The organism is Mucilaginibacter sp. (assembly GCF_028287845.1).
Lineage (GTDB): Bacteria > Bacteroidota > Bacteroidia > Sphingobacteriales > Sphingobacteriaceae > Mucilaginibacter.
Genome location: NZ_JAQBOW010000066.1, coordinates 1 through 13,067, shown reverse-complemented (window position 1 = coordinate 13,067; position 13,067 = coordinate 1). Strand labels below are relative to the sequence as shown.

Here is a 13,067-nt window from a genome sequence, read left to right as displayed (position 1 = left end):
AGCAAGTGTATGGCTATTAAAATAGCGAAGGCATTTACCAGTTCCCATAGTAAAAAACCCCAGGCATGGGGAAGCAATGCAGACGGCGCTATAATTGCCGGAAAAACAGGTCCATAAAAATACTCATCACCGTACTCGTTGGGGTAAAACCCATACAAAGTTTTTTCTTCGCGGGCGTGGTAATAGGATGCCCTGAATATTTTGTAATTATTGTCTATATGTCGGGTATATTTAAACACACAGGTATAAGCCGCAACGGCAATATACAATACCCAAAGCCATTGGTAGCCTGTTAAAAAGAGAACCTTTTTGGTCATGCGGCAAATATTATAATTATTTTTAAATATTCTGCGCTATAACAAACCCGCTTGCCCAGGCCCATTGAAAATTATAGCCACCCAGCCAACCGGTAACATCAATGCACTCGCCGCCAAAAAACAGGCCGGGTATTTTTTTTGCTTCTAATGATTTGGATGAAATTTCATCGGTAGATACGCCGCCACGCATAACTTCGGCTTTATCATAACCCTTATCGCCGGCAGGCTTTACCTTAAAATTATGTATAAGGTTATCTATAGCTTCAAGATCTGTTTTACTTAGCGAGGCAAGATTCTTCTCCATTGGTAAATATCCGCTTAGCGCTTCCGCGAATTTGCGGGTATATATTCCCGACAGATAATTAAGCAATGTCTTTCTACCATTTAACTCCCTTTCCTCCTGTATCAGTTCGGTAATATTTTCATTGGGTAACAGGTCGATATAAATAAATTCTCCTGCTTTCCAATAAGATGATATTTGCAAAATAGCAGGGCCGCTTAAACCCCAGTGTGTAAATAGAATATTCTCTTCAAAACTGGCCCTATCGTTCCACACCCTGCAAAAAATACTATTGCCCGATAATTGCTCATACCATTGCTGGTCTTTACCCGTAATAGTAAGCGGCACTAATGCCGGAGCGGTATCAATTAGCGTTAACCCGAATTTGCGGGCTGTACGCAAGCCAAAATCAGTAGCGCCCATTTTTTGTATCGGTAAGCCGCCTGCTGCTATTACTACTTTTGCAGTATGTAAACGTATTTCTCGTCCGTGCTTTTCATATACAACTTCAAACCCATTGTCGGTTTGTTCAATGCTTTTTACATCTGCATCGCATTTTATCTCCTGCCCTAAATCTGCACAGAGGTCAGTGAACACCCTTACAATATCTTTAGCCTTATCGCTTACCGGGAATAGTTGCCCCAGCGTTTTTTCTTTGCCCTGTATTCCATAGGTTTCAAAAAAACTAATGGTATCATCCACTGTCCACTGCGCAAAGGCCGATTTACTAAAGTGTTCATTCTGTGAAATAAATTGCTTAGGCGAGGAGTATAGGTTAGTGTAATTACACCGCCCTCCGCCGCTTATTAATATCTTGGCGCCTACTTGAGTATTTTTCTCTAATATCAGTGTGCGCTTGCCTAAAAAACCGGCTTGTACGGTACACATTAATCCGCAGGCACCTCCGCCAATAATTATAGCATCAAAATCTTTTTGTTTTATTAAATTTGCCGACATGGTAGAAGTTTCGCAAATATCAGAATTTGGAAAGATACTTATCTTTTTAATTACAGGAATAATCCTTGTAGCAATGATGTTTTTTGTAAACCGCTTAATTGCGCCCAATAACCCTAACCCCGAAAAGCTAACATCCTACGAATGCGGCGAAGAACCAACAGGTAACGCGTGGCTTCCATTTAATTCACGCTTCTACGTTATCGCTCTTGTTTTTTTATTGTTTGATGTAGAAATGGTATTTGTTTTCCCCTGGGCAACGGTATTTGGCAATCATGAAATTATTGCTGCGGATGCACGCTGGGGATGGTTCTCATTAGCAGAAATGTTTATATTTTTAGGAATATTGATATTGGGACTGGTTTACGTTTGGTGCAAAGGCGACTTAGATTGGATAAAACCTAAACCCGCTGTGCCAACTACCAATACCAGTATACCTGCTTCTTTATATGAAAAACTAAATTTGGAGCAAAGTGTTTATAAGGTAAAAGAATTTGCCTTAGAGCCCGTGTTGGTTTCGGCTGCTACTGCAACTGCCCCTGCTACTTCAAACGAAGCACCGATTAGGAAACCCATGTTTAAACCAACATTTAAAAAGCCAGACAATGAGTAGTATTGATATGACTAACGAAAGCGGCGGCATTGTTGTTACCAAAATGAACGACTTACTTAACTGGTCAAGGTTATCATCATTATGGCCGTTGAGTTTTGGTATTGCCTGTTGCGCTATAGAAATGATGGGGTCTTTCGTATCAACTTACGATATGGACAGGTTCGGTGTGTTCCCACGCCCCTCTGCCCGCCAGGCTGATGTGATAATAATTGCTGGCACCGTAACCTTTAAAATGGCCGAACGCATAAAACGTTTATACGAGCAAATGCCCGAGCCTAAATATGTTATCTCTATGGGTTCATGCTCCAATTGTGGCGGGCCGTACTGGCAGCATGGCTACCATGTGGTTAAGGGCGTCGACCAGGTTATCCCGGTTGATGTATACGTACAGGGCTGTCCCCCGCGCCCCGAGGCATTAATTGGCGCTATTTTAGAATTACAAAAAAAGATAGAAGGCGAACATTTGATAAAAGGATAATTAATCAAAAAATTATATATTTGATTTATGCCTGCAGCCAACACCTTTAAACGCAATACTTTAAGAAACATTCTTTGGTTAGGCCTATTAACCGGAACGCTGGATGCTATTGCAGCACTTCTGCTCAATTATAAAATAAGTCCGCTGCTCATATTCAGGTTTATTGCCAGCGGCATATTTGGCAAGGCAGCTTTTGCCGGTGCCGAAGAAATGGTTGTAGCGGGGATATTATTTCACTATCTTATAGCCTATGTATTTTCGGCAGCTTTTTATTTACTATATTCTTTTTCCTATTCAATTTTTAAAAACAAATATGTAGTAGCCATTGTGTACGGTGGCATTGCCTGGGTTATTATGAATTTAATAGTGATCCCCCTAAGCCAAATAGGCCCGCATCATATAAAACCAGTAGCCATTATTACCGGCGTTTGCGCGTTAATTATTTGTGTGGCGTTGCCTGTGGCTTTAATAGCGGATAAGAAATTATCTAAAAGGGCTTAAATTTCAAATGGCTAATACATATACGCAAATTCATATTCAATGTGTTATAGCTGTTAAGTTTCGGCAGTCAGTTATTGAACCAATTTGGAAGGAGCGTCTGCAACAATATATTACAGGCATTTTACAGAATAACGGCCATAAACTGATCGCAATAAATAGTATGCCTGACCACCTGCATCTTTTCTTTGGATTTAGGCCCAATCAAGCGCTATCTGATTTAATGCGAATAGTTAAAAGCGAATCATCCGAATGGATAAATAAGCAACGCTTCAATCCAACAATATTTAGATGGCAAGAGGGTTACGGAGCATTTTCTTATGCACGATCACAAATAAAAACAGTTGCCGAATACATTGAAAATCAAGAGGACCATCATCGCAAAAAGACTTTTTTGGAAGAGTATAAACAGTTCCTTGATAACTTCGAGGTTGAATACGACGACCGTTATATTTTCAAGTCGTTGGAATAATTGCTTCGTTAAGTATTGCCCCTACGGGGTAAAGGTCAAAGTCATTAAGTTAAGAGGAAATATTATTAAAAAAATGCACCGTAGGTGCAAAATGTCGGTAGAAAATATCATATAATTATTTGGCGTGCCGTCAGGTACGCAACATCGGCGAAGTTCCGTACCTGACGGCACGGGCATTTCTTGGGTATTTTATTTTGCTACCGACCTTGAACCCCGATGGGGGTTCTCTTAAATTAATGACATTGGCGATAGGTACGCAACTTCGCCGAACTACAAAACGACTAAATCTACTGTCCTTGCGCCAACGTATACCCTATCTTACCTCCAAAATTCATCAAAAACTCAACCGAACAAACTTTCACATCTTCAGACAGATCAGCTGCTATATGCAATATTTCTTTTTGCTTGATCGTAGTGCCTGGCTTCTTTTCAAAGCGGATGCGGTATTCATTAACCAACTCGGTATAAATAGAGCCGGTTGGCCAAACTTGTGTACCGCGGTTCGATATCATTACCAAATTAAAATTCTCATTAAATCTTAAACTCTTCTTAGCTACTTCGGCCAATTCACCCGGTTGTACCTTTGATTCTACAAACACATCCACGCCGATCATTTCCTCTTCAACTTTAGCACCTGTTGAGAGCGTAAGTTTATTTTTAATTGGACTGGCGTTTTGTTTAACTTGAAAATCAGCATCGGCAAATACGCCGCCATCAGCCGGAACTTTACCCAGGTTAGCAATTACAGCATCTGCAAAATCTGTTGTACCTAATGATGGGGTAGACTTGTCGCCAAAATCGCCGGTATGTACCCCTTGCTCTAAGGTATAAAGCAATGAATTCTCAATCGCGGCAGCATTTGATGAATATCCTAAAAAACGCAGCATAGAAATACCCGAAAGCAACAGCGCCGTAGGATTAGCAATACCCATGCCTGCAATATCTGGCGCGGTACCATGAACCGCCTCGAATATGGAAATATTATCACCAATATTGGCCGATGGTGCAAAACCTAAACCGCCAACTAAACCTGCACAAAGGTCAGACACAATATCTCCCTGCAAGTTGGTTAATACAATAGCTTCGAACATTTGCGGGCGCGATACCAGCTTCATACACAGGTCATCAACAATAATGTCTGATGCTTCAATATCCGGATATTCTTTGGCTACTTCTTTAAAAACTTCAAGGAAAAGCCCGTCTGTCAGTTTCATAATATTGGCTTTATGGCCGCAGGCTAATTTTTTATATCCTTTGCGGCGCACCATCTCGAAAGCATAACGGATTACCTGTTCTGATCCCGGGCGTGTAATAATACGGCGGCCAACGGCCACATCATAAGTTAGCAAGTGCTCAATACCACCGTAAGTATCCTCAATATTTTCACGAACGATGGTTAGGTTAATTGGTATACCTGCTTTAGAAAAAACAGTTTCAACACCATTTAATGTTCTAAAATCGCGCTGATTAGCATAGGTGTTCCAAACTTTGCGCGCGGTTACGTTTATACTTTTAACACCTTTACCTTTTGGGGTTTCCATTGGGCCCTTAAACAGAATGCCTAATTTTTCAATGGTTTCTTTTGCCTGATCTGTCATCCCGGTTGAGTGGCCTGCGTCGAAATAAGATTTACCCATTTCAACAAACTCATACTCAAGCGGGACGTTATGGGCTTTAAAAATTTTTAATACGGCCTGCATTATTTCCGGGCCTATCCCATCGCCATTGGCAACTGCAATTTTGGTTTTCATGGTAAATGAATATATATAAAACGGCGCAAAAATACAGTTTTTCAAGGCCATTTTTAGCTATAAAACTAAATTTACCTGTGCTATTTGAAAGATTTACAGTAAACTTGCACTACAAAATGAAAGCATTTTACGGAGACCTTAAATTGGGTATTTTAGGCGGCGGACAGTTGGGCCGGATGCTAATACAACAGGCCATAAATTATAACGTGACCGTTAAGGTGCTCGACCCTGACCGCGAGGCTCCATGCCGCAAATTATGTGATGAGTTTGTAGTTGGCTCACTGGGCGATTATGAAACGGTTTATAAATTTGGCAAAAAGGTTGACCTCCTTACTATTGAGATTGAAAAAGTAAACGTTGACGCGCTGGAGCAGCTGGAAAAAGAAGGCGTATTAGTTTACCCGCAACCACGCATTATACGCCTGATACAAGACAAGGGCTTACAAAAGCAATTCTTCAAAGAAAATAATATCCCTACTGCAGGGTTCAAGGTAATCTCATCTGCTGCAGAATTAAAACAGAACATTATACCATACCCCTATATACAAAAATTAAGGCGCGATGGTTATGATGGCCGCGGGGTTTATAAAGTTGTTGATGAATCTTATCTGCCAAACGCCTTTACCGAACCAAGCCTGATTGAACATTTAATAGATTTTGAAAAAGAAATAGGCGTAATAGTTGCCCGTAATAAAAACGGCCAGATAAGTACGTTCCCATTAGTAGAAATGGAGTTTAATCCTGAAGTGAACCTGGTGGAATTTCTGATATCCCCCTCTACCCTATCCTTCGAGATACAACAAGAGGCCGAACGCATCGCTAAAAAAATAGCAGACGACCTTAAAATTGTTGGTTTATTGGCTGTTGAAATGTTTTTGACCAAAGATGGTAAAATACTGGTTAATGAGTTAGCGCCACGTCCGCATAACAGCGGGCACCAAAGCATTGAAGGGAATGTAGTTTCGCAATTTGAGCAGCATTTACGGGCAATATTTAACCAACCTTTAGGTGATACCGCTTGCTTAAGCAACGCGGTAATGATAAATATATTAGGCGAGCCCGGCTTTGAAGGACCCGCCGTTTACCAGGGAATTGAAAAAATATTAAAATGCCCCGGTGTTTATGTACATTTATATGGCAAAGCGCTAACCAAGCCATTCCGCAAGATGGGGCATGTTACTATTGTAGATGCGGATAGAGAAAAAGCGATAGAAACAGCGAGATTTGTGCAGCGAACATTGAAGGTTGTTAGTTAGTTCATTGTTGGTGGATATGAAAAAGTTATTTATGACTTTGCTTCTTTTAATCTGCGCTACGAAGGCTTTTTGTCAGTTAAATTATCCGCTGAATATAAACGATATGGCACAAATAAAATTTCCCGGTACTCCAATTGAAAGATCTATGCCAGGAAAATTAGTGGTTTATGCTTATCAAGGGATACAACAAGGTTATGTAGTTCAAGCGGCTCATTTAAAAAAGCCAACCATTGGCCCTTCCGCATCTGATATCAGAGATGATTTTTTCAATGATCAGATCAAGTTAGAAATTGATGCATTGAAGGGCACTCTTTTATACAAAAAAAATATTCAAATAGATGGTGTTAATGGTGTTGAATATTCTTATAATTTCGTTATTCAAAATGTGAAAATATATAATTATAATCGTTTTGTTTTTCTAAATGAGGTGGGAATAGATTATTACATCATGTCAAGAGAGCCTTTAAAACAAGAAGACAAAGTATTAAATGATTATTTTAATTCGTTTAAAATAACCATTTCCAAAAAAAATATTAATTCGTTGAAATAATCACGCTTACTATGAACTCAACAACCACAAAAGTAGGAATCATCATGGGCAGCAAATCGGATCTACCGGTTATGCAGGATGCTGCCGACGTTTTAAATGAACTGGGTATTGAATACGAAATAGCAGTAGTATCAGCCCACCGCACACCCGACCGTATGTTTATGTATGCCCGCGAAGCCGCCGGTCGTGGCCTGAAAGTGATTATTGCCGGTGCGGGCGGCGCGGCACATTTACCGGGTATGGTAGCCTCGTTGACGCATTTACCCGTTATTGGTGTTCCGGTAAAATCAAGCAACTCTATTGATGGATGGGATTCCATCTTATCTATCCTCCAAATGCCAAATGGTATCCCAGTAGCTACGGTTGCTTTAAATGCTGCAAAAAACGCGGGGATATTAGCTGCGCAAATTATATCTGTTGCTGATGCATCTATCGTTAAAAAACTTATCGCTTACAAAGAAAATTTAAGGAAAAAGGTTGAGGAATCGGCGGAAGAAATGCGTTCAGATCGAAAATAATTCAATTTCCGTCATCACACTTATTAACTAATTCAACTGCGGATTTTCAGGAAAATTTACAATATGCGCGTAACGGGCACCCAGGCTTAACACAACTTCTTTCCACATATCTTGTTCGTTATTGTTAAATACGATTTTGGCACTGCATTTTTCAACTACTATCCAGCTATTTTCTTTTAGCTCATCATTTAATTGATTTGGTGTCCAGCCGGAGTAGCCCATAAAGAATTTTATCTCGTTCTCACTTAGTTGATAGTCTGCCACTAATTGTTTAACCATTTCAAAATCGCCACCCCAAAATATACCATTGCAAATTTCAATACCACCTTCAATTTTTTCGGGGACGCAGTGTATAAAATGTAAGGTATTGGCGGCTACGGGTCCGCCGATATATACTGGTATTTCAGAGTAGGAAGTATCCGGCAAAACATCACCCAGCAAATAATCACTTGGATGATTTAATATAAAACCCATGGCACCGCTATCAGCATATTCTGTTAACAGAATAACCGATCTTTTAAAGTTCGGGTCCAACATAAATGGTTCCGAAATTAACAAACGCCCTGCCGCGGCTGTGATAGAATTTAACATAGACGTATTTTTATATTATGACTAAATTAACAAGCTAAAGTAAAATATGTTCCAGCATGTAATATGAAATACAATATTAACTATTTACGGTACAATTAATTTGTAAGTTTGCATTAAATGAATCAAGAAGAATTACAAAATTTAAGACAAGAATACAGTGCTGCTTCTTTATCAGAAACCAGCATCAATATCAACCCCATAAAACAGTTTGATATATGGTTCAACGAAGCAATTGAAGCCCAAATACATGAACCAAATGCCATGACCCTGGCAACCGCCACAACTGATGGCCGTCCCTCTGCACGTATAGTTTTACTAAAAGGATTTGACATAAATGGCTTTGCTTTTTATACTAACTATTTGAGCCGTAAAGGGAAAGAAATAACTAAAAACCCATTGGGTGCCATTACCTTTTTTTGGGGCGAACTGGAACGCCAGGTACGCATTGAGGGTAATATAGAAAAGCTAAGCAAGGAGCAATCTGAAAAGTATTTTCATAGCCGTCCAAAACTTAGTCAAATAAGCGCGCTGGCATCACCACAAAGCCAGGAAATAACCAGCAGAGATATATTGGAAAATAAGATAAGCCAGTTGGAAACAGAATATGCTGATGCTGAAATTCCTAAACCATCTTTTTGGGGTGGATATATATTAAAGCCGCGCATCATTGAATTTTGGCAGGGACGGCCCAGCCGCCTGCACGACCGTATTTTATTTAAAAAGATAGATAACAAAAACTGGAAAAAAGTACGCCTGGCCCCATGAGTTTTGAGGATATTAAACTTTTACTTATCGAGAAGTTTGGTGCCGAAATAATTGTCGGTGAAGAGCTTGACGGCCTGCAACCGGCCCTGATAATTGAACCTGACCGTATTGTTGATGTATGCCTGGAACTGCGCAATAACACTAAAACCTACTTTGATTTTTTATCCTGCTTAACAGGAGTTGATTATGGCGTTGAAGATGGAAGATTTGGCGTAGTTTACCATTTAGCCTCTATCCCCTATAAATTACAGCTTACTTTAAAAATAAGTAAAGCTAATGATCGGGATGAGGATAATTTACCCTCATTTCCCAGCGTATCTACCGTTTACCGTACTGCCGACTGGCACGAGCGTGAGGCTTATGACCTGGAAGGAATATTTTTTGAGGGCCACCCCGATCTCCGCCGGATTTTATTGCCCGATGATTGGGAAGGTTATCCGTTACGGAAAGATTATAAAGCAGCCGAATATTATAAAGGAATAAAAATAGATTATCCTGCCCCATCTGCGGATAACAGCATAAAAATTGAATATAGGACCTCTAACCCACAGACTTCAAAATACAACCGGGCATTAGATAATTACCATCAAAAAATAGCCGCTGCCAGTGTTGAGGATATGGTACTTAATATGGGGCCACAACACCCGTCAACACACGGTGTTTTACGGTTAGAGTTGATTACAGATGGTGAGATAGTTAAAGAGGTTATACCCCATATGGGTTATCTGCACCGCTGTTTCGAAAAGCATGCCGAATCGCTCACCTATCAGCAAACTATTCCGTTTACAGACAGGTTGGATTACCTGGCATCAATGAATAATAGCCACGCGTTTGTAATGGGTGTTGAGCGGATGCTGGGTATTGATAAAGACATCCCTAAACGTGTTGAATATATCAGGGTTTTAGTTTGCGAAATGAACCGTATAGCTTCGCATTTAATTGCGATAGGTACTTATGGTATTGACATCGGCGCCTTTACTCCTTTTTTATGGTGCTTCCGCGATCGTGAACATATTATGGGTATGCTTGAATGGGCCTCTGGCTCGCGAATGCTGTACAATTATATTTGGGTGGGTGGTTTGTTTTATGATCTGCCAGTTGGGTTTGAAGAACGCTGCCGGGAGTTTGTAAACTATTTTAAGCCCAAAATGGTCGAGCTAAATCAATTATTAACAGACAACCAGATATTTATAAGCCGTACAGCCAATGTTGGCGTATTGCCCCGGGATGTAGCTATTAACTACGGCTGTTCGGGGCCTATGCTGCGTGGATCGGGTTTAAAATGGGACCTGCGGCGCATTGATAATTATTCTGTTTACCCGGAGCTTGATTTTGATATACCTGTTGGTACAGGTGCCATGGGTACGGTAGGCGATTGCTGGGATCGTTACAAAGTGCGTGTTGATGAAATAGAACAATCGCTGAAAATTATTGAACAATGCCTTGATCGTTTACAAAACGAGTTAAAACGCACTGCTGATTTTGACCCGCGCGCTAAACTTCCGCGTAAATTAACCCCTAAACCACAGGACTACTATGTAAGATGCGAAGGCGCGAAGGGCGAATTAGGTTTTTATTTTATAGCTAACGATGCACGATCAGAAATACCTTTCCGTGCAAAGGCACGCGCACCAAGTTTTAATAACCTATCTGTACTGCCAGAAATTGCTAAGGGTGTTATGATAGCCGACTTAATAGCTATTATAGGTTCTATTGATTTTGTGTTAGGAGAAGTGGATAGGTAGGTAAAATCAACAGGGCTGCACTTGTTACATTTTGTTACACGCGAGTGTGTAACAAAATGTAACAAGTGTAACAAGATTTCGACTTAAAGCATTGCTTATAAGACAATTGCGAAAAAGTGATGTAACAAAATGTAACAACTTATTCGTCAGTATTTTTAGGCGCAATTGTGAGTTTGTTTATTGATAATCAAATAATTACAAAACGCCTATTTTTGAAGTGGTGTAACAAGTTTTGAAACAAAATGAAACAAGTTTGACTGCCTTGATAGCTATCGATATTTTGCACCTACATTTTGACACCACCAAACAGAAAAGGCGCTTGCCCTTGTTGGTGTCATCACCAACAAGTACCGTTATGTTTAGGAATCAGGGTAAATATCGATCAAAAATGGCCAACACACCTTTGTTGGTGATAACACTAACAAAGGCCAGAAAAAATCATAAAAACAAAACTAATGACATACAAATTTGATGACAAGAGTAATGAAAAGGTAATTCTAATGATTCTTTCAATTACTACAATAGGGGCTATTTTGTCCATATTCATTTTTGATGGATTGATTATCTATATTACCGCATTTCTCGTTTCAGCTTTTGATTTTTATTATACACGAAGCAATATCCGTAAAAATAAAATTAGAATTAAAGAATTATCAATTATTGAAGACACAATTAAACTCTCTTTTTTCTACAGGAGGAAAGGTACTTCGGATTTGAAAAAAGCTGATTACGATACAACCATTAATGAAAGGCAAGTAATATTCACCATTATGGGTGAATATATTATATTAGGAATAGCAAACAAGGAAGATTTGGAAGAACCTGAAAGATGGGATAATCTAATAAAAGATTTGACAACAGATTATAATAATTAAGAATGTCAATCAGGGGGGAACTCTTCTTCGTAGGATGCCCATAAACAATGGAATAAGTACTTTTGGTGTAGGTTGGGGTGTTAAAGGGTCTTTGATTGATGTCGCTGTAAACTCCCTAAGTTGCCGCAAGGACTTTTTTTAAAGGAGGCTATCGCCAGCGTCCCGCTGGTGGCAACCAGACAGATAATAAATAAATAGGGCCTGGCCAATATTGTGCCGGGCTTTGTTATTTTACAGCTATATTTTGTTCAAAGAAAAGTTTGAAACTTTTGCTTGGTGAGCATGGTATCAATAATATTCATGACAGTGCTTTTGTCTTTTCGTTAAGCTGGGTTTTAGAAGTCAGCCCCAACTGGGTCTGTTTGAAAGACCATGCGAGTGGGAGAATTCTTAAGATTTGACATTTTATTCCACCCCAACAGAAAAGGCGCTATTCGCGCCTTTTCTGTTGGGGTGGATACCCGTTATATTTTTATCAATTATAAACCTTAACCATAAATACATAGTTTTTTGCCTTTGTCATTTTTTGAGCTTCGGTTAAACCGGTTAATGTATTTTTCTTGTTTAAAATAATCTTTTTATCTAAAGAATCGGCAGGGATGTTATGAATAGCATCAAGCAGGTATTTTGATTTAATTGCAAAATGTTCGCCTTCAAGCTGTGCTTGTTTTGAATCAGTGATACCGATTACGTTGCCTTTACTATCCCATAACGGGCCGCCGCTGTTACCAGGGTTAATAGGTATGGTAACCTTGTAATGAACGCTATCACCTTTCTCTCCGGTTAATGATGATAAGTAACCCGGCGTATACTCCGGAAAACCATCAGGGTAACCATAGGTTGATATTTGTTCGGCTAAATTACCGTCAGCTTTTTTAAATGTATAGGGTACGGCGCTCAGGCCCTCAAACGCTTTATCGGTGATCTTTAATATCGCAATATCATGTTGTGGCTCGGTGTATAATACTTCGGCTTTGTAGGTGGTACCATCTGCGCTTTGCACAGATACCCCATTGGCACCATTAACAACATGATAATTGGTAGCAATCAATCCATCCGCCGTAATAGCAAAACCTGTAGCGGTTGCGCTGTATTTGTCCGGAGCGGCATTTCCTTTTGCTGATTTTATCGCATTGATTGAACGGCTTATGACTTTATTGTCTTTTTTAAGCTGCTCTACATTATATCTAAGCTGCTCAATTTTGGTATTATCGTTAGTGTTTAACTTACCAGTAAATAGCAACGCAACTAATACACCAAATATAGCTACCGATGCGGCTACCGATATTTTTGAATGATGGTTGCGCCACAACTGCACTATCCATAACGGATGTACCATTAGGTTTTCTTTAAGCGTATGCACATCAATTTCCTGGTGAATTGCATTTAAACGGCTTTCCAGTT

The 13,067-nt window shown here is 39.7% G+C and carries 14 protein-coding genes and 2 pseudogenes; 11 read left to right on the top strand and 5 right to left on the bottom strand.

The window, feature by feature from the left end:
* A pseudogene (locus JWP71_RS05870) lies at positions 1-317 on the bottom strand (hypothetical protein); the annotation flags it as partial.
* A 22-nt stretch (positions 318-339) separates the two neighbouring features.
* Positions 340-1,554, bottom strand: a complete 1,215-nt coding sequence (locus tag JWP71_RS05865; protein ID WP_299497908.1) for an NAD(P)/FAD-dependent oxidoreductase — start codon at positions 1,552-1,554, stop codon at positions 340-342.
* Between JWP71_RS05865 and JWP71_RS05860 the strand changes: the two genes are divergently transcribed.
* The 4 genes from JWP71_RS05860 to tnpA are packed head-to-tail and all read left to right on the top strand — an operon-like array spanning position 1,553 to position 3,612.
* Positions 1,553-2,164 (top strand): NADH-quinone oxidoreductase subunit A, encoded by a 612-nt coding sequence (locus JWP71_RS05860; RefSeq protein WP_299497907.1) that lies wholly within the window; start codon positions 1,553-1,555, stop codon positions 2,162-2,164. The genes JWP71_RS05865 and JWP71_RS05860 overlap by 2 nt on opposite strands.
* Positions 2,157-2,642: an NADH-quinone oxidoreductase subunit B gene (locus tag JWP71_RS05855; RefSeq protein ID WP_299497906.1), complete on the top strand. Its 486-nt coding sequence runs from the start codon at positions 2,157-2,159 to the stop codon at positions 2,640-2,642. The genes JWP71_RS05860 and JWP71_RS05855 overlap by 8 nt, the downstream gene beginning before the upstream one ends.
* Before the next feature lie 27 nt (positions 2,643-2,669).
* On the top strand, positions 2,670-3,143 hold the full coding sequence (locus JWP71_RS05850; RefSeq protein WP_299497904.1) for a hypothetical protein: 474 nt from the start codon (positions 2,670-2,672) through the stop codon (positions 3,141-3,143).
* Positions 3,144-3,150: 7 nt separating this feature from the next.
* The gene (gene tnpA, locus JWP71_RS05845; RefSeq protein ID WP_299497902.1) at positions 3,151-3,612 is read left to right on the top strand and encodes an IS200/IS605 family transposase; all 462 of its coding nucleotides are present in this window, start codon (positions 3,151-3,153) and stop codon (positions 3,610-3,612) included.
* 287 nt (positions 3,613-3,899) lie between these two features.
* Here the strand turns inward: tnpA and JWP71_RS05840 are convergent, their stop codons facing one another.
* Positions 3,900-5,363 carry an NADP-dependent isocitrate dehydrogenase gene (locus JWP71_RS05840; protein WP_299497900.1) on the bottom strand — a complete coding sequence of 488 codons (1,464 nt, stop codon included), beginning with the start codon at positions 5,361-5,363 and terminating at the stop codon, positions 3,900-3,902.
* Positions 5,364-5,479: 116 nt separating this feature from the next.
* Here JWP71_RS05840 and JWP71_RS05835 point away from each other — a divergent pair, with 116 nt between their 5' ends.
* The 3 genes from JWP71_RS05835 to purE are packed head-to-tail and all read left to right on the top strand — an operon-like array spanning position 5,480 to position 7,687.
* On the top strand, positions 5,480-6,619 hold the full coding sequence (locus JWP71_RS05835; RefSeq protein WP_299497899.1) for a 5-(carboxyamino)imidazole ribonucleotide synthase: 1,140 nt from the start codon (positions 5,480-5,482) through the stop codon (positions 6,617-6,619).
* A gap of 16 nt (positions 6,620-6,635) precedes the next feature.
* Positions 6,636-7,169 carry a hypothetical protein gene (locus JWP71_RS05830; RefSeq protein ID WP_299497898.1) on the top strand — a complete coding sequence of 178 codons (534 nt, stop codon included), beginning with the start codon at positions 6,636-6,638 and terminating at the stop codon, positions 7,167-7,169.
* 11 nt (positions 7,170-7,180) lie between these two features.
* Positions 7,181-7,687: a 5-(carboxyamino)imidazole ribonucleotide mutase gene (purE, locus tag JWP71_RS05825; protein WP_299497897.1), complete on the top strand. Its 507-nt coding sequence runs from the start codon at positions 7,181-7,183 to the stop codon at positions 7,685-7,687.
* Between the two features lie 27 nt (positions 7,688-7,714).
* Here purE and JWP71_RS05820 read toward each other — a convergent pair whose 3' ends face one another.
* Entirely contained in the window at positions 7,715-8,278 is a 564-nt protein-coding gene (locus JWP71_RS05820) for a YqgE/AlgH family protein (protein WP_299497896.1), read from the bottom strand.
* 117 nt (positions 8,279-8,395) lie between these two features.
* On the opposite strand from JWP71_RS05820, the gene pdxH reads away from it, so the two are divergent.
* The 4 genes and pseudogenes from pdxH (at position 8,396) to JWP71_RS05800 (ending at position 11,663) form a co-directional block, all read left to right on the top strand.
* On the top strand, positions 8,396-9,043 hold the full coding sequence (gene pdxH, locus JWP71_RS05815; RefSeq protein ID WP_299497895.1) for a pyridoxamine 5'-phosphate oxidase: 648 nt from the start codon (positions 8,396-8,398) through the stop codon (positions 9,041-9,043).
* A pseudogene (locus tag JWP71_RS05810) lies at positions 9,040-9,501 on the top strand (NADH-quinone oxidoreductase subunit C); the annotation flags it as partial. The gene pdxH and the pseudogene JWP71_RS05810, both read left to right, overlap by 4 nt.
* Before the next feature lie 159 nt (positions 9,502-9,660).
* Entirely contained in the window at positions 9,661-10,788 is a 1,128-nt protein-coding gene (locus tag JWP71_RS05805; protein WP_299497910.1) for an NADH-quinone oxidoreductase subunit D, read from the top strand.
* A 455-nt stretch (positions 10,789-11,243) separates the two neighbouring features.
* Complete coding sequence (locus tag JWP71_RS05800; protein WP_299497894.1) at positions 11,244-11,663, top strand: hypothetical protein; 420 nt, start codon at positions 11,244-11,246, stop codon at positions 11,661-11,663.
* A gap of 475 nt (positions 11,664-12,138) precedes the next feature.
* Here JWP71_RS05800 and JWP71_RS05795 read toward each other — a convergent pair.
* A partial coding sequence (locus JWP71_RS05795; RefSeq protein WP_299497892.1) for a serine protease occupies positions 12,139-13,067 on the bottom strand: 929 nt, incomplete at its 5' end.

Coding starts and splice junctions, on each gene's coding strand:
- JWP71_RS05860 (WP_299497907.1), top strand. CDS start 1,553: ATGGTAGAAGTTTCGCAAATATCAGAATTTGGAAAGATACTTATCTTT.
- JWP71_RS05850 (WP_299497904.1), top strand. CDS start 2,670: ATGCCTGCAGCCAACACCTTTAAACGCAATACTTTAAGAAACATTCTT.
- tnpA (WP_299497902.1), top strand. CDS start 3,151: ATGGCTAATACATATACGCAAATTCATATTCAATGTGTTATAGCTGTT.
- JWP71_RS05865 (WP_299497908.1), bottom strand. CDS start 1,554: ATGTCGGCAAATTTAATAAAACAAAAAGATTTTGATGCTATAATTATT.
- JWP71_RS05800 (WP_299497894.1), top strand. CDS start 11,244: ATGACATACAAATTTGATGACAAGAGTAATGAAAAGGTAATTCTAATG.
- JWP71_RS05855 (WP_299497906.1), top strand. CDS start 2,157: ATGAGTAGTATTGATATGACTAACGAAAGCGGCGGCATTGTTGTTACC.
- JWP71_RS05830 (WP_299497898.1), top strand. CDS start 6,636: ATGAAAAAGTTATTTATGACTTTGCTTCTTTTAATCTGCGCTACGAAG.
- JWP71_RS05835 (WP_299497899.1), top strand. CDS start 5,480: ATGAAAGCATTTTACGGAGACCTTAAATTGGGTATTTTAGGCGGCGGA.
- pdxH (WP_299497895.1), top strand. CDS start 8,396: ATGAATCAAGAAGAATTACAAAATTTAAGACAAGAATACAGTGCTGCT.
- JWP71_RS05840 (WP_299497900.1), bottom strand. CDS start 5,363: ATGAAAACCAAAATTGCAGTTGCCAATGGCGATGGGATAGGCCCGGAA.
- JWP71_RS05805 (WP_299497910.1), top strand. CDS start 9,661: ATGGTACTTAATATGGGGCCACAACACCCGTCAACACACGGTGTTTTA.
- purE (WP_299497897.1), top strand. CDS start 7,181: ATGAACTCAACAACCACAAAAGTAGGAATCATCATGGGCAGCAAATCG.
- JWP71_RS05820 (WP_299497896.1), bottom strand. CDS start 8,278: ATGTTAAATTCTATCACAGCCGCGGCAGGGCGTTTGTTAATTTCGGAA.